Genomic DNA, 22,408 nt, shown 5'->3' on the forward strand with positions numbered 1-22,408 from the left:
GCAACACGCATTACTAGACTTGCCGCACAAGGCAACAAGTCTGATACCAATGGCATCCCCGCTATCATAGGTACAAACGCCCCTTAGACCGGTGGTTTTGCGTCCCAGCCTTTCAACTGGTTTGCCTTTTTCAATGTGTCAGCAATTTTTGCTGGTGACCAATATATAGATTAATTAATCCAGTGTCAATGTAAGCGTCTGATTAACCAATTGATTTTGATGGCATTGCTTGTCTTGCTGATTCATCTTGGGCGCGCTTACCTCAAAAATAGGAGAAATGGCGCAAGTTAAGATGATGGTTTAACCATAGGCGCAAAAACCGAGATAGGCTAGGTTGCAATAAGTCGGCATAAGTTATGGAATGATTAATGACTTAAGCTATTAAATTCTTTCAAAATGAGTATGATATTGCACAATATGTTACCTAGCTTGGCTAGTTTCGGATGTAGGGCAATATGCAGCAATCAAGGATAGTTTTCCCGAAAACACGTTTACAAAAGCGCTTAGCGTTATGGCGCCCATGGTTATATATGGTGCTATATACACTGGCCTTGTATAGCCTTATTCAGCTAGGGCTTGCGAGCAGTTTTGATGTCGGGGTTTGGCCTGGGGTTTGGGTTAAAGATGCCATTATTCAGCTGGTATTCGCGGGGTTGTTATTTGTATTGTGCCGCAATTTTTTAGCTTGGGTCATGGTGTACACCAGCTTTACCTTAGTGCTGCAGGTCAGTAATGCGCTCAAGCTCATGATCTTAGGCAGCCCCATCATGCCTGATGACTTTAGTATCGTCGGCAATATGTTTCAGTTATTTAATGATTGGCGTTACTGGGCCTTATGGGCGGCGCTACTGATCCCATTTGGCGGCTTAATGGTCGCGATTGCTTGGCAGCGGCAGCGCACTTGGTTGCTACTGGCGTTATTAGCTGGGGCTGGATTTTTTTATGTTAACCAATCCAGTAGTTTACAAGCATGGTTTGATGTCCATGTGGGCGATAGGGTGTGGGATCAACCGGGTAACTATAAAGATCGCGGCTTGTTGCTGCATTTGACGGTAGAAGGCAGCCGCGTGATTGCTCGTGGTCAAACGAAAGTAACACAAGAGCAAGTGTTAGCCGCTAAAACCAGTATTTTCCCTGCGCAAGCCTTAGCTCCTGCCGCCAGCATTAGCGATAAGCGCAATGTTTATGTGTTATTGCTGGAATCCTTTTGGGATCCTATGGCGCTTGGCAACGTGGGCTTTAATCAAGACCCGTTTGATCCAAGGTTTCGCGATTTATGGCAAGCCACAGCCAATAGCACAGTGCTAGCGCCAGTATTTGGTGGTTATACGGCCAATAGTGAATTTGAAGCCTTATGCGGGTTTCCTGTCACCCAAAATGCGGTGTTTTTTGAGGGTTGGCTGCGCAATGAAGTGCCGTGCTTGCCGCGCTATTTATCCGATGCTGGCTATCAAACCATAGCTTCACACCCCAACCATGCGGGCTTTTGGAATCGAGTTAATGCTTATAATCGCGTAGGTTTTGATAAATACTGGTCGATTAATGATTTCAGCCAAGATGACATGAACCGCGAGTTTATGAGCGATGTGTCGTTATTTAATCAAGTGTGGGATAAAACGGCGGCTAATCGCGATAATGGCCAAGCGACGCTAAATTACATAGTCACGATTTTTGGTCATTTGGATTATCCATTAAACGAGCGCCGCCCTGTGGTAATAAGCGCGACTGGCGCCAATGAGATGGCGGTGAAATATGCCAATCAAATGTACTATAAAACCCGTGAAATCATGGACTTTATTGCCACAGTGCAAGCGCAAGACCCACAAGCGTTAATCGTGATGTTTGGTGATCACTTACCGTTTCTTGGGCCTAATTACGACGGCTATACCCAAACTGGCGTCATCAGTGCTAATAAAGCGGATTTTAGCCCTGAGATGTTTGCCACGTCACTGCGCACGCCGTTAATTGTGATTGATGGCATTAATGGCCCGCAGCAATGGGGCGAGATTGCCTTGTATGAGTTGCCACGCCGGATTTTGGCCTTGCTCGGGGATACGCAGCAGAACTTGTTAACTGTGCTTAAATCGCCGCAAGCTGCCACTGTGCGCCCGCTCGCTGGGATCAGCATAGTGCAGCCGCCCGCCGGTGATAAAATGCTGTGCGCGCAGCAATCACAAACGCCTGAATGCCGAGTGTTTAATGAGTGGTTAGAGCAAGCACTCATTATTTCACAAGATATCTTTAGTGGCGCCCAGTGGAGCTTAGCGCCAACGCAGAAAGACTAGTAGGCCTCTTGGTTAGCTTGTACTCAGATGATTGCTGTAGCAGCTAAGTCAGTTAACGCTTAAGAGTAAAGGCCGATAACCCTTTGATGGTTACCGGCCTTTTTTATGGGGCTATGACAAGTGTTTGCTGACAATGAGGTTGGTGACATAAATAGTGAGCTACCGGAATAGTTGCGCTAAGTGTGACTGCTGACCAGCATCGCCGCAGCGATAAGCGCTCCAGTCGTTATCGTCCTAAATATTAATACCAGTATTAACATCATATCAAAACAGGCCTAGCGCTTGATTGCCATGGCATTGATATCGCTTAGCTATCACCAGCATAGTTTCACTATCATCATCCTAGTTTCACTCTTATTGCCAGCATTACCAGCGTTTAACGATAGCGGCGTTAGCCTATAAAAAAAGCCACCGATTAAGGTGGCTTTCAAGGCTTACGTTTTCAAGGCTTAAGCTCAGAGATTAGGCTTATTTTTTGACTATGTGCTCTTCACGATTAATCGGGCGCATCGGTTCAATTAACTTAGCGGGAATGCCTGGCATAGCGCTAATTAAGCTCACCACCACTGCTGCAATAAACGGAATACTTTGCACTAAAATCACCAAACGCCACATGTACAAGTCAATTAAGCTGACGTTGTGGGTTAAGCTGCCAGTATCTATTCCGCGAGTAATTAGATACACGCCGCCGAGCATAGCAATGGCAAACAGTAACTCTTCGCGGCAATCCATCAATGCCTTTAACAAGCGGTTTTTAGCCGCAAGTTTTGGGGTACGGAAGAAGCCAATTTTACTGGTGACAAAGCCTGCCACCATAGCGCGGCCAATGGTATGAGATAGCGCTAAGCCAGCAATACAAGAGGCGATAGATTGACGCCAATTAGTACCCACACGGCGGCGATAAAGCACAAACATCTTACTGAGTTTGAACACAAAGAAAGACAGGGGCAATACCGATAATAAGGCTTCTGGCGTAGCAAAGTGCTCAGGGAACAAGACTATTAACACGGTCCAAAAAATCGCAGCAAGGTTAAAGAACAAGTTAATGCCATCGGCGAGCCACGGCAACCAGCCCGCGAGGAAGTGATAACGCTGCCCCTTACTTAATTTGGTATCATTCATACCTAATAAGGTAGATAAATGCTCGCGCATAATCACCACTGCGCCATAGGCCCAGCGAAAACGCTGTTTCTTATAGTCGATAAAGGTGTCTGGCATGACGCCTTGGCCATAGCTGCGCGGCACATAAGTGGCACCGTAACCTGCGGCTAAAATTCGCAGCCCAAGCTCGGCATCTTCAGTAATTGACCATTCGCTCCAGCGCATGTCTTGCAACACTTGCGCTCGCACCATAGTCATAGTGCCATGTTGAATGATGGCATTACGCTCGTTACGGGTCACCATACCTATATGGAAGAAGCCTTGGTATTCGGCGTTGATCATGGCCTTATACAAGGATTCATCGCCATCATGATAATCCTGCGGTGCTTGCACTATGGCCATATTCGGATCTTCAAAGGCCGGCACCAGTTCACTTAACCATTCGGGCGCCACTTGATAATCACTGTCGATAACCGCAATGATTTCAGCATCTTTCGCCGTGTGTCCTAAGGCAAAGTTAAGGGCACCCGCTTTAAAGCCCGAAATTGGGTCAACATGGAAGAATTTAAACTTATCCCCTAAGGTCAAGCAGTGCTGCTCTACGGGTTGCCAGACGTTAGGATCTTTAGTGTTGTTATCTATCACTATCACTTCATAGTCTTGATAATCGAGGCGACTTAAGGCATTAAGTGTCTCTTTGAGCATCTCAGGCGGCTCATTATAAGCTGGCACATGAATAGAGACTTTAGGGTGATATTCATTTGGCAGCATGCGCTTGGGCGTGCGCCGATACTTTTTAAGCCACTGCGCTTCGGCCCATTCATGAGCTTCGGCCAGCACCACGGCTCCAATCCCCAAGGCCGATAGGGTAATAATACAGCCAGTAATAAAGGTACCTATGGTCATATAGCGCTGGGTAAAGTCGTACACAATCCACACTGTGCCGGTTGCTATGGCAAAACTAATCACAGTTAAGAAGCCGCGGCCTCTGTGGTGTAAACCTTTACTGTCACGGAACAAGATACTGATAAGAATGAGCGAGATAGCCACACAAATACCTGCCAAAGTGCGCCACTCTGGAATTCTCACTACAGGCTCTAATTGCGGGAATTTTAAGGTGCGATCGGCATTGTATACGCCCCAAAAATCACCCGCTTGACCTTCAATGCTAGATTTCCACGGCTGATCAAAGGCTTCCATTAGGTAATAGGTGTAGCCTTGGCGTTCTGCCACTTCTAAAAAGTTACGTAAAAAGCGTGCTTGGTTGGCAAGAGATGCCTTGGCGGCGCCACGTGTAGGGCCGCGACTGGGCCAACCCACTTCACTGATCACAATTTTTTTATTAGGGAAGGCGGCTTGCAGTTCATTCATTTTATCTTGGATAAAAGTAATGGAGTAATCCACATCCAAGTTTTCCCAGTAAGGCAGTATGTGCACCGCAATAAAATCCACATGCTCAGCAAGTTTTGGGTTAGCTAACCATACGTGCCAAGGCTCGGCGGTACTAATGGGCACATTGAGTGCCTTACGGGTTTTATCTAAATATTGGATCAACTGATTAACGCTGACATCTTTACGCAATAAGGCTTCGTTACCGACTATCACCCGCACTATATTGCGTTGATTGCTAGAGAAAACGGTAAATAGCTCATTGATTTCTTGCTTGTTTTTTTCAAGATCTGGACCAATCCAAGCGCCAACCGCCACGTTAAGATCATATTGCTTAGCTAAGTGGGCAATCTGACCTTGAGTACCGCTGACGGTATAGCTTCGCACCGCATGGGTTTTACCTTGCAATAAGGCTAAATCGCTATCGATTTCTTCAATGGTTGGGAAGCGCCCTTGAGTGGGGTCATTGTTACGCTGCATGGGGCTAAAAGAAAAACCTTGAACCGTTTGTGGCCAAGGTGGCAAGCGATCAGGCTGATTGAGCAGCGCCCAAAGTAGCACGCTAAGACCTGCGATTAAGAGTGGGTAAATAATGTATGCGCGACTCACGTTTACTACCTCAAATGGAAAGATTGCAGGAAGTTAGGCTTAGAAGTGGTCATTTACATTGCCAGAAGCCACTATCAAAGCGAGGTAACTAAGAAATAAAGAGTTGGTAAATAACTTGCTACATTTAAAAGTAAAAGATTGTCCAAATCAAGGATATATAGCTAAAAAGTGCGATATTGCCTGTGATTTTGTTGCGACTTGTATATTGGTTGCTGCTTGTTCATGGATTTGTGCGGGGATATGAGCCGTGACTAAGGAAGCAATGAGTCTGTGGGCTGGTAGTCGTTTATGGATGGGGTTGAATAGTTAGGGTCAGAGCAAGGCTCTGACCCTAACTAACAGTTACTCTGGCGTGTTTTTATGCAAAGTCACAGGTTGTGACTTTTTACGCATCTTGATATTGATCATTTCGACCACTAACGAGAATGCCATGGCAAAGTAGATATAACCTTTTGGTACATGGACATCAAAGCCTTCGGCAATCAGTATTGCGCCAACCATGATGAGGAAAGATAACGCTAAAATCTTGATGGATGGATGAGCATCGACAAATTCACCAATGGATTTGGCTGAGAACATCATCACTAATACCGCGGCAATAATCGCAATCGCCATGATTTCAATGTCATTGACGAGTCCAACCGCAGTGATCACAGAATCCAGTGAGAAGACTATGTCTAAAATCATGATCTGAATTAGCACCATGAATAAGCTATTGGCGACCGCTTTCGGCGCAGACGGATCTTCGTGCTCGCCTTCTAAACTGTGATGAATTTCTTGGGTGGATTTTGCCAGCAAGAATAAACCACCACCAATTAGAATGACATCGCGCCCTGAGATAGCCTGATCTAAGACAGTGAACCAAGTTTCGGTTAATCCCATTACCCACGAAATCGAAAATAACAGTGCTAGACGCGCAAACATCGCCAAGAATAGACCGACCCGACGGGCAAATTCTCGTTGTTTTTCCGGTAAGCGTCCCACGAGAATTGATAAAAATATAATATTATCTATGCCTAATACTATTTCCAATGCCGCTAAGGTGCCAAGGGCAATCCAGGCTTCAGGACTGGCAATCCATTCAAACATATCTATTTTCCTTCATTAGTGTCTTACTTTGTCTGCGGCTAGTCTATCAGTCTAAATTAAAACTGCTAGTAGGTGACTGTGAAAAATAACAAAATTATTACTGATTTGTATTTACATAAAAGCCAGTTGACTGCAATTCATCCTAGAGTCTGGTGTAAACCTGCTTAATGAGTCCGTTAAAATAAATAATCAAACTTGAATGTGGGGGATAAAATTATTGAACAGGCAATTAAGTTTACATTCACCATTAATGTCTGAATCTTTAATGGAATAATTAGCATGCTCTTTTAGCGTGTTATTTAAGCATTAATTAAGATAATACATTAAACCAGCCTAGGTATATTTTCTATCTAACGTTTAAATGAATGGTTTGAATGAAATGAACAGTACAAATGAATAGTACGAATGAATAAGGACTGCGGGGAGGGGATGGCAATAAATAAGAGCCTATCACTGTCATGCTTTGGACAATATAGGCCCCCGCAATGCGAGGGCCTGAACGGCTGTGGGTTGGCAATGTATTGCCAATTTAACTATTACATTTCAGTAAACCACGTGCGGTGACATTCGCTGCACAATGGTGCTTTCTTTTGATGTTCAGAGTGACAAGCAAGGCAGCTAATAGCTTCTGCATAATGCACTGACTGATGCGGATTAGCGTGACTGTTAACTAACTTATCAGTATCTATCTTGATAGTATCGATAGTGCCATGGCATTCAATACAAGCGGCATCTGTGGTTGATTTAAGCCCTGATGCATGACAGGTCTTACAGGCATTTTTATCGTCATAGATAACGCTGTGATTGTCACGGCCAAAGATTTTGCCTTTAGCTTGGAATAATTCGCCCGCTTGCGCAGCGCTTCCCAGTGACAAGGTGATAACGAGTGCGGTTAATAACTTTTTCATGATTACCCCTTTAACTGTTCAGCATTGGTGTCGGTAATAGTGTTGGCAACCACAAAGCCCATCGCCAGACCTTCTAAACAGGCGCACGATGACAAACGGTTGACGCCATGAATACCGCCGGTGGCTTCGCCCAAGGCATAAAGGTTTTCCATCGGTGTTAAGGTTTTAGAAGCAATCACTCGCCCGTCAGCATCTGTTTTAAGACCGCCCATGCAGTAGTGAACTTTTGGCCATAAGCGCGAGGCGATAAAAGGCGGCGCTAAATGCTTAGCTGTATCCATTTCGCGGTCGAACAAGGGATCGTTTTGCTGTTTTACGTGTTGATTGTGCAGGTCGATGGAAGCTTGTAAGGCTTTGGCATCCATATTGAATTTGTCAGCCAGTGCTTGCACTGAATCCAGTTTCCATGCCATTTCGTCGCGTAGGGCGCGGCCGATACGATCGTCATCTAATGAGAAATCGTTAGCATTGAAAAATCCTACCGGATAGGCTGGTGAGTTATCTGGGTTACGCTGCGCCAAAATTCTATCAGAGCAATATTTGCGGTCGAGACGCTCATTCATAAAGCGCTTACTGTCGAGTACGCTCACTATCATGCCTTGGTGAAAAGTAATAGATAACAAGGCATTAGACCAACCAAAGCCGCCTTCGTCAGGGGATCCCCAATGGCCTGTTTGGATCATGTTCATGTGCACAGGCAAAGCGCCGTGGGACATAGCGGTTAAAGTCACTTCACCAGTGGCGCCATGGGCATTGGTGCAATCCATGCTTGGGTCAATGGATGGGTCAAAAATGGCACACAGCTCTTTGTTCATGGCAAAGCCGCCAGTGGCAATGACCACGCCTTTATCGGCCTTAATATGCACAACTTCGCCAGTTTTTAGATTCGGAAAGCGGAAGTTGCGGCGTACTTTAAGGCCAATAACTTTATTGCCTTCCATGATGAAGTCTTCAACATATTGTTGGTTGCGTAAATCTACGCCTTCATTTTTAGCCACGCGGTAGAGATTTCGGGTAATTTCACCGCCAGTACCATCAACGGTGCGCACCGCTCTTGCAATGTTATGGCCGCCCACTAACTGGTTAAAGCCGTCGCGGAATTTAACGCCTGAATCAACACATAAGTGGTAAGCATCTAAGGCGCGATTAGCAATAGCTAACAGATGTGGCTCAGATGCTAGGCCGCGGCCAGCAATCATCTGATCTTTTACTAATTCTTCAGGGGAGTCATCTACTATGCCTTGCGCTAGCTGAGTCGGATTACGCGGCACGGCAAACCAGCCGCCGTTAATGGCCGAGTTGCCACCAAACTGCATCATTTTCTCTAGCACTAACACCTTATTAATGCCTTGGCGCTTAGTATTAATCGCGGCAGATAAGCCGGCAAAGCCAGAACCTATGATGATAATGTCGTGGGTTTCATCCCATTTAATGGTGTCTTTACATTCTGCGGCTGAGGCAGGTAAGGCTGCCGCTAAACTACCCACAGCCATGCCCGCTGAAAGCTTAAGAAAATTACGTCTGTTATTCATATTAACGCCCCATAAAGATAATGACGTTAATATATTATTGAATTAAACGAGTATCCGTGATTTGCATCGTTTTAAAATTGATAATCCTTAAGTTTACGTGACTCATGTCACGAACAATTTTTTCGGGAAGTGGCACTTATATTTTTATAATTAGCTATTTTTAATGAGGCTAAAAAGTTACCCGTAATTAACTATTAACGATTATCGTATTAATTAAGTTTCAATTAATTTGGTATCAACTGCTCGCGTCTCAATTACTCTAGTTTCAATTGCTCTAGTTTCAATTGATATAGTTACCATTAATTAAATTAATAAGCTTAACCCTAGATGCGTGTAACAAATAATCACCTTGCGGCCAATAGTTAATAAGGTTGCCGTTGAATTCGGAACTGAACTAGCAAAAATGTGCAAGGCACAAATCTTAGTTGTTGATTTAATCATCTGAACTTGATTGAGTCGCCGTTGATGATGACTTTTTCATTGAAATGAGATTAACAGGCAAGCTGACACATTAAGATTATGAACTCATGATCCCTATGGTGGAATCAACTCTCTGCGAAGTGAGTGACCCTGATTTGTATTTATTGTGTGACGTGCGCGAGCTTGAAGGCTGGGAAGCCAGAGCCATGTGGGATGATATTAAATTCGGAGTGAAATTTGGCCGTCATTTTGAAAAGGTTGCCATTGTTGGCCAAGGGCAATTACAACGGATGTCCAAAATTGCAAGCGGGTTTATGGGCGACGATGTTAAGTTCTTTGAAGATAAAGTCGCCGCATTAGCTTGGTTAAAAGACGATTAATCACATCTTAGCCCAGCATTCAGGGCTAAGTAGGTGATAGTCATTAGCCCTGTAAGCAGGTGAATAGGCATGTGAATGTTTATTCGCTGCGGCTATTTACTGTAACTATTTAATGCAACTATTTACTGCAATAGTGCGCTGCGATAATGCCAATAACTGCGGCATTATGTCTAATTCATTGGCGGCAATGTGCGCCTGTTCAATCAGTACCGCATCAAGAATATCTAGAGTGGTGAGAGGATTGGCTAATACCACTCGAAATACCACGGATTTTCGTAGTACGGATTTAGCCTGCGTGAAGCTTGCTAGTGGAATACGGGTGCGGGAGACAAAGGATTTACCCATTTCACGCTGAGTTTTTTGCATATGTTGGCACAAGTCATCGAGCAGGCTATTTAATTGCTCGAGGCTGGCATCATCATTGTGGATTTTGGCGTGAGCTAAGGCGTGCTTAACTAACGCGGGCACATAGCGATAGGTCAGTAAGCATAACTCGGGCGCGCTAGTCAGTTCAAAATCTGGGTGGCTGGCTACTTTTTCAGCAAACGCGCGGGCATTGTTAATGCTGCGATTAATGAGAATTTCATAACCTTGCTGCCCTATGATTTGCAAACAGGCATGCACTTGTAGCGCCATGCCAGGGCGCGAGCCTTCCAACGTCTGGCTACCTAAATCTTTTGAGCCTTTACGCAGAATATATTCGGCGTGATGCACTATGGCGCTGCAAGCCGATGGGTCTTTAAATAACACCATGCCCGCGCCCATAGGCACGTACATTTGTTTGTGGGCATCAATAGTTACAGAATCAGCAAGTTCGATGCCGCGCAGTAAGTGGCGGTATTGGCTCGATAATAAGGTGGCTCCCCCCCACGCCGCATCCACATGAAAGTGGCAGTGTAATTCTTTTGCCAAGGTTGCTAGCGCCGTTAAATCATCTATGTTGCCGGTTTCTGTAGTACCCGCCACGCCCACTATCGCCATTACCCGAATATTGCGTACTTGTAATTCTTGGGCTTTAGCGCGCATTTGGGCGACATCTACTTTGTTGTGGCAATCTGTCGCTATGCTGATGATATTGTCGCGGCCAATACCAAGTAAATCGGCCGCTTTGCCTAGGGAGTAGTGGCCGCGCTCGGACACTAAAATCGCAATATCATCAAAACCATAATGCCGTAATGCTTTGGCTAGGCCATGGCGACTCACGCCTTTAAACTCACCTTGGGCTTTAAGTAAGTTATTGCGGGCTATCCATAGCGCTGTGATATTAGCGAGCGTGCCGCCAGAGCAAAAGGCACCTAGGGCCGTGTCGGCTTGGTGCTGAAATTCAGCATAAAACTGCGGCGCTTGTTGGTACACCAAATGGTGCATCATGCCGAGCACTTGGCGCTCTAATGGCGTAAAGGCTTTAGAGGTTTCAATTTTGACGAGATTTTGATTGAGCGCCACCATGATTTTGGAGAGCGGCAGCACAAAGTGGGGCAGGGCGGATGTCATGTGGCCAATAAAACTGGGGGATGCCGTATGTACTGATTGTGCCACTAAAGTGTGCATGATTTCATCGACATAATCTGACACAAACCTTGGCCGAGTGGGGATACTATGGTCATTAAAGTCAGCTTCAATGTCACTTAATGGTTTTTCCAACGCGACTATGTTATCCCGTAAAAACCCCGCCAAATCTTGCGACAATTTATGCTCTATCTGGCCTAAGGTAGAGTTTGGCGCCTCAGGCACAGTAAAAATTTTGAGTATGGTTTCTGCAGAAGCAATGGCTGTGGCATCTGACGTTGGTGCTTGCGAGACCGGCTGAGGCGAAGTTTGGGACATGGCTGTCATGGGCGCTCTTATTATTAGACTTGGGAACAGGGCGTTGGCGGTTAACTTAGCTTGCTAATGTCACTTAGTTGTCGCTGATGTCGCCTTATTTAGGCGCGGCCTTGATTTTTATATGTTTGCAAGCAACTAAAGTGTTTGCAACTTTACTGCAACTAGTCATGCACATCAAGGCATCTGCGTGTGAGCGGCTAAATAGTGATTATTTGTTATTTGTGATGATTTGCGATTAGCGCAAGCAGGCAGTAGGGGAATGTCAGTTAACATCACAGATTTGATTGTGAGTCTTTAACGATTGACTATGCGCCTGCGCAAAAGGCGCATAGTGATGACATGAATATTGGTTTTATTGAGGCTCTTAAGCCTAAGCACTCCTCACTAACTGTACAAAGTGAGTGAGCGCTTCACAGCTAACACCTAAATTTTAAACCTAACACCTAAATCCTAACGCTGATCACTTCGCTAGCCATTCACTCGCGCGCCTAATTTAAGCAGGGCCGCGACATTGGCTGCAGTGCGAATAAGATTGGGCGTACCTGTGGCTAGCGCTTGTTCTAGGCTGACAGAGGCCGGCACTATCGGGAAAATCGCTTGCATGCCAAGGGCTTTAATCTTGTCGGCATCTACGCCTAAGCAGCCACATAGTGCAATACAAGGCACTTGATAATCATTGGCAACATTGAGCACGCCCATGGGCGTTTTGCCAGATACGGTTTGAGCATCAATTCGGCCTTCGCCAGTAATGACTAATGTCGCGCCCGGCATATGGCTCGCTAATGCTACGGCTGTAGTCACAAGTTGTACGCCTGGGGTTAAGGATGCGCCCAGTAAACTCACCATGGCATACCCCATACCCCCCGCAGCGCCAGCGCCCGCTAACGTTGACATATCTGCGGTTTGTGGGAAGTGATGACTGACTATGGCCGCAAAGCTTGCCAAGGCATTATCCAGTTTATCTATCATGGCTGGGCTTGCGCCTTTTTGCCGGCCAAAAACATGGGAAGCGCCGCGCTCTCCACACAGGGGGTTATCCACATCACATGCCACTTCGATTTGACACTCGGCGAGGGCAGGATGCAGAGCACTGATATCTATGCTGGCTAATTGCATTAAGGCCGCGCCGCCTGGCGCGAGTGTTTGGCCGAATCTGTCTCTTAATACCACTCCTAACGCTTGCAGCATACCGGCGCCGCCATCGTTAGTGGCGCTACCTCCTAGTCCTAGAATAATGTGGCGCACGCCACTATTAAGCGCATCCGCTATCAGTTCGCCCGTACCAAAGCTGGTGGTGATATAGGGGTTGCGGTTTTCCATAGGCACTAAATGTAACCCTGAAGCGGCGGCCATTTCTATGATGGCGCGCTTGCTGGTAGCGCTATGGTTATTATGTTGGCCAGCGCTACCCAATATTCCATAAGTTGCCATGACTTTATTGCCAAGAGGGCCAGTCACTTCTATGGTGCGTCTGCTGCCAGCGGTGGCATCGACCATGGCATTGACTGTGCCTTCACCACCATCAGCCATAGGAACCTTGATATATTCGGCATCTGGAAATACTTGTTTAAACCCCGTTTCAATGGCGCAAGCGACATCAAGAGCGCTTAGGCTTTCTTTAAAGGAATCAGGGGCGATAACAATTTTCATGAATAATCCTTGGCACGCGGTAAACAAAGTCGGTTTACCTAAAAAAGCGGGCGGCAGAGGGGTAAACCCCGCCACTCCAGGAAGAACAAATGTAACAGTGACAATAACAATAGGCTTATGACATTCACTGCGATCATTGCCGAAATGGCCAGAGCTTTAGCATCGCCATTGATACTAGGCCCATTTTCGAGCTTTGCGCCGCCACCAAGCTCAGTGATTTACTTAGAAATTAACTAGGTAACAGAGTTTATTAACCCATAACGCGGCAGGGAAGTTAGCCTATTGATGCCAAACCAATCAGTAAAATCGGCTCTAATCGGTATTAATTGGCACTATGATAGGCGCAAAGGCGGGCAAGGTACCATAACTTGCGCTAAGGCTTTCATATTGATTGGCTTTATTTATCTGTTTAGCGGGCGATACGCCCGTAAATGGCTCAGGCATTACAGCGATCGCCACAAGTTCGAGAATTATGGCTATCGCTGCTCTTCATATTGTTATCACTTTTTATATCGTGATCATTCTGTCTAGACTTGCCACTTTGCCTGCATGGGAGCTTAAGTTAGCTAACTTGCCGTTAGCTATTCATACACTAACTAAGTAAAACTACGCCAATAATGGGCTGATCATTTGTCCAAGCCAAATCAAAAATACGCCTGCGGCAGGCACAAGAATAACAAGTGCCATCAGGCGCTGCTGCGTAGTGCGCGCCAACCTAAGCGCCAATGCTGCCGCTGGCATAGCAAATAGCGCTATGGGGGCGATAAATAACGCCATGATACAAAATAACAGGCCGCCAAAACTTAATAAGTGCGCGCTACTTTCCGTAATGGGCTTAGCGCTATGACGCAGATTTAATGGCAGCAAGGCCAGCGCCGTGGCAATTAACACTATGCTGAGATTTAAGCTGCCACTGGCAAATCCTTGCCAATTAAGCACAGTAAATAGCAGGGCAATCAAGGGCGCGATGAGGGCGATAACCACATGGCCGCTAACTAATTTTGGGCGAGAGTAGATGCCGGCAAAATAGAAGAGTAACTGTAAACCAAGGTTTAGCAGGCCAAGGCTTCCTAACCCTAAGATGATGAACATAGACACTTGCGCGCCCGCTAAATCAAAAGCCATGGCTGGCATTGGCACTAAAGTTAAGGCGCCTAGCATGAGGGCGTTAGCAGCTAAGGTTTTAGGCAAGGCTTTCGGAATAAAAGATTGGGGGCGAGCGTGAGTATTGGTTTTACGCATGGGGCGGCTCCATCAAAAAATTGCCCCTACCTTGGGTGAAACCTTGATTTGAATCAAGTGTTAGCGTCTGCTTTTTCAGGGAATTTGAATTTGGTCACAGCCAATATGGGTTCACTCTCTCGATTGTTGCCAATAAAAAGGGCCCGATTGGGCCCTTAGCTCTTAATAGTTAGCACTTAGCACTTAATGTTTAGTTCTTAGCAATAGCAATTCAATTAGAGTTTGTATTGCAGGCTTAACATGACCATGTGGGCATTGTAATCATGGTTAAGATTACCAAAGCTCAGTACGTTCCAAATAGCATCTGTGCTTAAGCTATTGGCCGGATCATTGTCTTGATATCTCTCGTACATATAATCCATGCGCACACTGGCTTGCTGGCTCACTTGATAAGTCGCATACAAGTTAACATTGTGCGACTTAGCAAAGTAATCGCCATAGTTACCGGTTACGCCTTGAGTGACTTGAGTATCCCCTTGCGAGTCTGAATAGCTGTAATCCAGTCCTAAGGCTAACTTATCGGCCATCAAGTTGTTGTAAGTAATGCCTGCGCCAGCAAAATGGAAGGTATCGTCAATATCACTGCTCCAAGTTGGCGCATTGAAGTTACTGCTACCGTTTTGCTTTGAGTTAATCTGCTGATAACCATAGAAAGCATTAACGCTGATATCGTCAGTGATCAGATAATTAGCACCAATATCTGTGCTGTAATCTTGGGTTTCGGTTAAGCCAATTTGGCTATGATCGTAATCATCTAAGGCGTAACGCGCCGACAAATCAAAGCTTAAGCTATCCGTTGGGGCATAGCTTGCTTGCGCTTGGATTTGACTACGTTTTCTATCGGCAAGATTGAATTTACGCAGTAAGGCATTGTTTTCAGACGATGTCAGTGTCGAGGCTTGATAACGCGAGCCTTCACGCAGACCAAAACTACCTTTAACCGAGAAGTTCCATGGCTCGAAACTGCTTAAGCTAAAGCGCGTCCACACGATGCTTTCATCTGTGGTTTCACGGTCTTCATAGTCGCGCTCTTGCCGCTTGAAATCATAGCCACCATCTAACTTCATGCCGCGGCTAATGCGGTAATCGAGTGCCAGTTTCAGTTGCTGATTGGTGTAATCATAAGGGGTGTTATAGCTCACCTTACCATTAACATCATTGATGCTAATTTGCGTCCAAGCATCAACATCAGTCTGATTGTCACGGTCGTAATAATCATAACTGGCTTGCATCCGCACTTGGCTGCTGAGTTTTTGCACTAGTTTAACCGTGGCGCCAGTTAAATCGACTTTGGCATCAACGGCCTCGGTCGGTAACTGATAACCATAGCCTGAGGTGACTAGCGCTTGATCTTGGCTCATTTGCCCAAGGTACAGGCGGCCATTAACTATGGTGTCACTGTGGCGCCACTGTCCTGTTAAGGCAACAGTATGCGCCTGATTGTCAGGGTCGAGCGCCATAGCGCCTTGGGTTTGCGCGCCAAACGTGGGGTTAAAGGCATTATCAAAATTAAGCTGCGCATAATTATTGCTAAACATTGAGCCTTGATAGCTTAATTGTGAAAACCAAGAGTCTCCCGCTAAGTTAACTCCAGCAGCCAAGGTATCTGTGGTGTAATCCACACGTTCAGCCAGCATCATAGACTGATTGAAAAAGCTGCCAGAAGCCGTTTTTAAGCCAGTTTTATGCTCGCGCTCATAATCAATAAAGCTGCTCCACAAGCTATCAGCTTGATAGACCAAGCCTAAGCCATAGCGATCGCGCTTAAGTGTTAAATCAATAGCATTAAGGCTGGAATTTAATTGAGTCATGCCCGCAGTATTGCCAGCCGTAACCCAATTAGATGGCAAAGTTAAATCATTGCCGCCTACGCCTTGATAAGGGGTTAACGCATTATCATTTTGCCAGGTAGTAATATTTTGATAACGGGCATTGATATTAAAATCGCCAGGGCTACCGGCATTAACATTAATAAAGCCATTATCCATACCGAGCTGATAAGCATTAACTGTGGCGCGATGACCATTAATGCCAGTCGTGACTAAGTTAGCATCCAGTTTGGCAGGTACTTGGTTATCGCTACCAAAATTATTGCCTGAGTAGTTATCGTTACTGTCGATATAACCCACGCCCACAGCCACAGTGCCGTTAACACCTGTGTCTTGTGTACAAGCTTTACATTGCCATGCGTCATATTTCACTTTGACGGTATTGGCCTTGTTAAGGTTATAGCCATCGGCCATCGCCATTGAGCTGCTAGCCACTAGGGCTAAGGTGATTAGATTGAGTTTAAAATTCATAATGCCTCCTTAACGCTGTAGCAATTTGCCAGATGGATGATTAGAGCCATGGATTTGGCTGTGACAATTTAAACAGCTGCGGCCACCGGTAAAGGCGTTGTTACCCACTTCACTGCCTTGGGCTGTGTTGCCTAAATAAGCATTGCTAGCATGGCCATCGCTGGCATGGCACTGCTGACACAACTGAGTCACGCGGGTGTTGAGCATGGCATCGTTAACACTGCCATGAGGGTTATGACAATTGGCGCAGTTCTCGGTCACGGGAGCATGTTCCCATAACTTTGGGCCGCGCTTTTCTGCGTGACAGCTATAGCAAGTTTCATTCAAGCTAGGTTTCACTAAATCGCTGTCAGTCATGCTGCCGTGTGGGTTATGGCAATCAGAACAAGTCATTTGCGCCCATTTCATCGGGTGACTAGAACGCTTGTTCAAATCAGCCTTTTGACGGGTATGACACTGGCTACAGATTTCAACTTCATTTTGCTTAGTTAAAATCGGATCTGCGGCGGTGTGGATGCTATGACAAGACGCGCAAGCAACATCGGCGTTGTCATGATGGCTGCCTTGCCAATTAATGCGGGTATCGTCTTGGTGACAGCTCATACACACACTGTTTTGCTTGGCGGCGCTTAAGCTGGCATCTTTACCAAAGGTAATCATGGGCTCGTTGCCGCCGCGCTGGTGTTGACCCATAGGGCCATGACAGGCTTCACATTGTAAGCCAGCCATTGGGCTCTTGCTCGATTCAACCGCGCCATGCACGCCACTAAACAGCGCCATCACTTTTTCTGATTTTTTATGGCACATTAAGCAAGAATCAGCGCCTTTAGGTGAGTAATTCCCTTCTGCGAATTTCTTATCTAAGGTGGCTTCAACTTCCGCTGGTGTGAGCTTAGCATCCCACTTTGCGGCCATGGCAGAGGTTGCCATTAACGACAACACTGCGCTTAACAGCAGCGTTGGAATTAGGGTGATTTTTTTCATAATAGATTCCTAATCGACTTACCCTTAGGGTCAAAGGCGCAGCAGCGCTGCGCCAGCGTGATTACATTTCAACGTGACCGTGGTTGGCGACAGTAGGCTTGTGACAGAAGAAACAGGTTTCAGACTGAGCCGCTTGCGTGGCCGCCGTAAAATCACCGTTAATCACTGCACCAAAGCCTTCTAACTGCGCTTGGGTATGAGCGTCAAAATACTCAGAACCTATGGTGTGACATGAGCCACAAGTGGCTGTAATGGGTGTGGTATAGACGCCGCCATCGGTAGCTAATGCACCTTTAGCTTTGAAGGCATCTACGTTGAAGTCGTTATGACATTGACTACAGTTACCACCAATCAAGCCGTAGAAAGCGCTGTGGGTCTTGTGCAATTTAAGCTCTAAAGCGCCTTTGTTAGCGCCAGAACCGTAAGTGCCATGAGGGGTATGGCAGCTAACGCAACCATCAATGCCAGTCATTAATTTGCCATCAATCTCACGACCTAGCTGTTCCGATAGTACAAAACCGGCGTGATAGCCTTTATGAATATCAAAGCTGTCGCCATGACAATTGATACAAGTATCAATGGCCACAGAGTCTATATGACGAGTGGTAACTTTACCGCCTTGGGCGGCAAAAGCTAAATCAGCTTTCATACCAGTGAAATCAACGCCATCAGCGCAATCAACAAAAGCCGTACCGTCATTACACATACCCAGACCGATAAAGCTAAAGGCGGTATTGGTATCGGCGGCACCTTGATTGAAAGGCAGTACCGGAGTAGTGAACACTAGCTTGCCATTGACTAAGGCCGCAGGGGCAACAAGGGCACCATTTTTCACTAAATCTTGCGCTATTTTCTTAAAGTCAGTTTCTGGCGCAGGATTGTAGCCCATGATGGCATATTGAGTGCCAACGTTAGTGATGGTTTCTAACTGCTTAATTTTAGGCAGTAAGCTTGCAGCATCGACTGCAGTACCAGCTTTATCTGTGATAGTGACGGTTAAGGTCGCAGTATTATTGCTATTAGCCACTAACTCGGACGATAAGCCATAGCTGTTGATCAGCTCTCTTTTTGCGTTGACCTTGCCAGTGTGGATTTCTGTGGTCCATTGGCTGTTATGACAGGCCACACAATTGCTGTTATCAACTTGCTGTGAATGGCCTTTGCCAGCTTTAAAATCGATAGTGGTATGGCAGCTAGTACAAGTTTCCATGGTTGGAACTCGTGACCAGTTATTCCATTCAGTTAAACCGTTATCATCGGCTTGCGGCGGAATATGACACGCTTGGCAGTTGTCCTGAATTAAGTTATGAGCAGTTTCTGCTGACTTATCTAAGTTTTTGCCGTACATCTTGTTGCTGTTATGCACATTGTGGATCAAGTGGTTAAAGCCCACTTGCACTTTGTTTTTATCGTTAGCCATGTCATCGTTATGACAAGTAGTACAAGATTCAAGCGAAGTGTAACCGTGGTAAATCTTGACACCTTCAGCGTGACAAGTGTTACAGGTTGCTGTGGCTACTACATTTTTGGTGTAGCGTGGCGCTGAGCCATCGCTGGCTAAATCTTCTGTGTATTCAGTGCGAGGTACTGAGGTGGTGCCATCTTGCAGCGTTGAGGCGGCCGCAATGATATTAAAACGTTGAGTTAAGGATGGATCAAAGTTTTTGACGTCAACGTTAAAACTATAGCTGCCATCTTTATTATCGATAAAGACTTTGGTGGCACCAAGAGTTTGCCATGCTGCGCTATTGCCTGCGCCAGTAGCACCATGTGGGATGAGCTGGGACAGTTTTTTGATTTCGAGATCTTTTAAGCCGACCACGGGTAAATCTTGTTCGTTAGTCGCAAATACTGTGACTTGTGATTCACTGCCTTGGTGATTGACATCGGTGACATCCAGTTTCAGCTGTGCCACTGTGCTCGCAGCAGGACCACCAGGGTTACCTGTGCTGCCATTGTCACCGTCACTGCCGCAACCTGCTAGTCCCACTGACAGTGCACCAGTGGCTATGAGTAGCGCTATTTTTTTTATTTGTGTGTTCATCATGTTATCCCTGCGTAATAAGAGCAATAAGCTTGAGCTGAGCGACTGAGTCACTGCTTATGATTTTGTAAGTGTCTCAAGCCATTGCTGGAAAAAAATTCCCAAAGATAAAGTATCTTAAGATGGATATAAAAACTTCAAGTTAGGCGGGGATGTGTGAACTGGATCTGACTATTTCTTTAGGGGTATTCACTGCCTAGGTTAAACTTTGCACATGTAGTTGGCGCAGGGTATTGGCACATTTTTTCTAGATAAATGTTAAAAAGGGAGGCCAAAGCCTCCCTGTACATAGTGATAGCGCTTAATGCTTAATAGTATTAAGCGAAACTTGTTTAGTTACCGTGTAATTTTAACACTTGCTCTGGGGTGTGACAGGTTGAGCAGCTCTCACTGGCGCGATTATTAACATCTGCTGCATCAGTTCCATTGAGTACGCCACCGAATGATTCAATATGGGATTTTCCTGAGTCACTCAGGTATTTCTGATGGCAACTTAAACAAGCGCCAGCATCAGATGAAACCCAAATATCTGCACCCGTTGAGGTATCACCGTAACGCCATACACGCTCAGGAGCTCGCCCTAATTGAATACCTACCATATCACCTGACTTACTATCTATCGAGTGGCAAGTAGCGCAATCCGTTTTTAGCACAGTACCAGATTGAACACCGGCATATTTAAGATAGTGACCGCTAGCTAAGTGTGCTTTGTAAGCAAAGCTAGTAGATTTCTTACCACCTGGATAATTGTTATCTATTTTTGTTGTTTTATCAGAGGTATGACAGGTTTGACAGTTAATGCCATTGTCATAGTGAAAGACAACTTGGTTATGGCAGCTTTGGCACTTCGCTTCATCGATAATAGCGCGACGCATAGTGACTTTAGTAGTGCCTGCTGGATTAAGTACAAAGTGATAGGCTGGCTCTTTGATATCAACCTTACGAACCCCATCTGTTGTACATGCTGTCAGTTTAATATCAGCAACACGATAACCACCATTGTTAAAGCACACTTTTAAATCAGACCACAATTCAAAGGTTTTGGTGTCAGCATTGGCTGGCAAAGCAACTTTGCTGGCGGTAAATGAGTAGGTTTGAGTTGCAGCATTGTAGCTTGCTTCACTTAACGACATACGCCGATTTGAGAATGGGGCTTCAGTGTAGGCAGGGAAGTCTTTATTACTATCCCATGCCATGGTGACTATAGCTTTCGGGTCTAAGAACTCAGGCGCGATTGGGGTATTGTCACTGCCCATAACTTGAACATCGAAAGTCAGTTGGTTACTGGCATTCACAACGGTATTTGAAAACTTAACTGACATACCTTTGGCTAAGTCAAAGGCTTTTAAAACATCACCATGACGTTTGGCCGCATTACCCGTACCATTATAAGTGTTGGTCGCATTATGACAGGCAACACAGTTGCTATCTGAATGGCTTGGTGACGGTCTTTCGGTATGGCAACCAATACAAGCCGTGCTGCTTAAATCTGCTTTAAACAGGCCAGCATTGGCTGGGGCACCTTCACCTTCTACGTGACAAGCGGCGCAATCAGCAGCAGGAGTTTGTGGGTACATGACCTTGCCATAATCAATCAGCTTGCCACCATAACCCACAATCTTATAAGGGGCTGGCACAGATTCCTCGTCAGTATTTACTGTGGTGCGGGTGTTACCTTTATGAATCGCGTGGATCATATAGGTAAAGTCAACACTGTTACCGCTTTCTGGATCACCAGAGGTAGCCGTATGACAAGCCGCGCAGTTTTCAATATCGATACGGCGACCACCATGCAGCGCAATACTGTCGGGTTGGTGACAGGTATAGCAAGTTTCAATGGCTACTACATCACGACTAGCAATACCTTCAGTTAAACCTGTTGATGGCTGCCAATCATGGTGAGCATTTGCCACTGTTTGAGGTAATTCTAATTCTAAAGTAACTCTTTGTGTGGCCTCAGCATTGTAAATAACTTCGACAGGGCTGGTAACCTTGGCAATATTTTGCTGGAAGGTATAACGATAGCTACCATCGCCATTATCGACTAGGCAAGTGTCACATTTATTGGCGGATTCAACAGCCGCTTGAAAGGCATTGCCTGGCTTAAGATCGGTTGTAACCTCTGGCATCTTGCCTGGTGTTTTAGCGCTATTGATATAAGCTTGCCACTGTAAGCCGCGGTCATATTCCCCTGGGAACTTACCTGTAATGGTTGTTTCAGTCACTTTAGTTAATTGCGCCACACCAAAGCGCAAATCATGCTCTTTTGTCAGCCCTAATATGGCAACACCATTGGCATTTTCTAGTAAAAAATCGACTGTAACAGTGCCATTATCAACGGTGGCATTGGTAAATTTAGCTAAAACCGTTGGGCTACTGTCAATGGCAATACCAACGACGCCATCCTTGCCAGGTTGTCCGTCATCACCACCACAACCAACTAACGCTAGCGACATGATCCCTGCGCTAATAAACGCAGCGCTGCGAGCAGTTAAGCGAATGTGTTTCATCATAATATTTCCCTGCATCATTATAATCATCACCTTAAACCATCAGAAAGTCCGTATAAGGTGTGTGGAAATTTTTTCCAAGGATAGGCTAACAAATAGTTAATATTTCGCAGCGTTTTTAGGTGCGGTTTGTGATTG

General features: G+C 45.7%; 14 protein-coding genes and 1 riboswitch. Of the genes, 2 read left to right on the forward strand and 12 right to left on the reverse strand.

The genetic code is table 11. From position 1 onward, the window contains the following. Positions 1–48 precede the first annotated feature (48 nt). Positions 49–136, reverse strand: a riboswitch (cyclic di-GMP riboswitch). 319 nt (positions 137–455) lie between these two features. Then, positions 456–2,285 carry an LTA synthase family protein gene (locus tag AC1HDP_RS01585; protein ID WP_479637412.1) on the forward strand — a complete coding sequence of 610 codons (1,830 nt, stop codon included), beginning with the start codon at positions 456–458 and terminating at the stop codon, positions 2,283–2,285. Positions 2,286–2,753: 468 nt separating this feature from the next. Here AC1HDP_RS01585 and AC1HDP_RS01590 read toward each other — a convergent pair whose 3' ends face one another. The 4 genes from AC1HDP_RS01590 to AC1HDP_RS01605 form a co-directional block, all read right to left on the reverse strand. Next, positions 2,754–5,384 carry a glycosyltransferase gene (locus AC1HDP_RS01590; protein WP_479637413.1) on the reverse strand — a complete coding sequence of 877 codons (2,631 nt, stop codon included), beginning with the start codon at positions 5,382–5,384 and terminating at the stop codon, positions 2,754–2,756. Positions 5,385–5,726: 342 nt separating this feature from the next. Beyond that, on the reverse strand, positions 5,727–6,473 hold the full coding sequence (locus AC1HDP_RS01595) for a TerC family protein (protein WP_140932168.1): 747 nt from the start codon (positions 6,471–6,473) through the stop codon (positions 5,727–5,729). A gap of 536 nt (positions 6,474–7,009) precedes the next feature. Beyond that, on the reverse strand, positions 7,010–7,381 hold the full coding sequence (locus AC1HDP_RS01600) for a cytochrome c3 family protein (RefSeq protein ID WP_479637414.1): 372 nt from the start codon (positions 7,379–7,381) through the stop codon (positions 7,010–7,012). A 2-nt stretch (positions 7,382–7,383) separates the two neighbouring features. Further along, positions 7,384–8,913 carry a flavocytochrome c gene (locus AC1HDP_RS01605; protein ID WP_479637415.1) on the reverse strand — a complete coding sequence of 510 codons (1,530 nt, stop codon included), beginning with the start codon at positions 8,911–8,913 and terminating at the stop codon, positions 7,384–7,386. A gap of 527 nt (positions 8,914–9,440) precedes the next feature. Between AC1HDP_RS01605 and AC1HDP_RS01610 the strand changes: the two genes are divergently transcribed. Continuing rightward, a complete protein-coding gene (locus AC1HDP_RS01610) occupies positions 9,441–9,713 on the forward strand; it encodes a SpoIIAA family protein (protein ID WP_479637416.1) in 273 nt (90 codons plus the stop codon). Between the two features lie 105 nt (positions 9,714–9,818). Here the strand turns inward: AC1HDP_RS01610 and panP are convergent, their stop codons facing one another. From panP to AC1HDP_RS01650, 8 genes are all read right to left on the reverse strand, one after another. Beyond that, entirely contained in the window at positions 9,819–11,540 is a 1,722-nt protein-coding gene (gene panP / locus AC1HDP_RS01615) for a pyridoxal-dependent aspartate 1-decarboxylase PanP (protein WP_479639800.1), read from the reverse strand. A gap of 468 nt (positions 11,541–12,008) precedes the next feature. Beyond that, positions 12,009–13,190 carry a glycerate kinase gene (locus AC1HDP_RS01620; protein ID WP_479637417.1) on the reverse strand — a complete coding sequence of 394 codons (1,182 nt, stop codon included), beginning with the start codon at positions 13,188–13,190 and terminating at the stop codon, positions 12,009–12,011. A 312-nt stretch (positions 13,191–13,502) separates the two neighbouring features. Next, positions 13,503–13,634: a hypothetical protein gene (locus tag AC1HDP_RS01625; RefSeq protein WP_479637418.1), complete on the reverse strand. Its 132-nt coding sequence runs from the start codon at positions 13,632–13,634 to the stop codon at positions 13,503–13,505. Between the two features lie 162 nt (positions 13,635–13,796). Next, a complete protein-coding gene (locus AC1HDP_RS01630; RefSeq protein ID WP_479637419.1) occupies positions 13,797–14,432 on the reverse strand; it encodes a hypothetical protein in 636 nt (211 codons plus the stop codon). Positions 14,433–14,647: 215 nt separating this feature from the next. Continuing rightward, the gene (locus AC1HDP_RS01635) at positions 14,648–16,732 is read right to left on the reverse strand and encodes an MtrB/PioB family decaheme-associated outer membrane protein (protein WP_479637420.1); all 2,085 of its coding nucleotides are present in this window, start codon (positions 16,730–16,732) and stop codon (positions 14,648–14,650) included. A gap of 9 nt (positions 16,733–16,741) precedes the next feature. Next, positions 16,742–17,716 (reverse strand): DmsE family decaheme c-type cytochrome, encoded by a 975-nt coding sequence (locus AC1HDP_RS01640; protein WP_479637421.1) that lies wholly within the window; start codon positions 17,714–17,716, stop codon positions 16,742–16,744. Positions 17,717–17,777: 61 nt separating this feature from the next. Then, positions 17,778–19,763 (reverse strand): OmcA/MtrC family decaheme c-type cytochrome, encoded by a 1,986-nt coding sequence (locus AC1HDP_RS01645; protein WP_479637422.1) that lies wholly within the window; start codon positions 19,761–19,763, stop codon positions 17,778–17,780. Between the two features lie 329 nt (positions 19,764–20,092). Beyond that, positions 20,093–22,273: an OmcA/MtrC family decaheme c-type cytochrome gene (locus AC1HDP_RS01650; protein WP_479637423.1), complete on the reverse strand. Its 2,181-nt coding sequence runs from the start codon at positions 22,271–22,273 to the stop codon at positions 20,093–20,095. Positions 22,274–22,408 lie beyond the last annotated feature (135 nt).

This window comes from Shewanella sp. ISS20 (assembly GCF_056522965.1).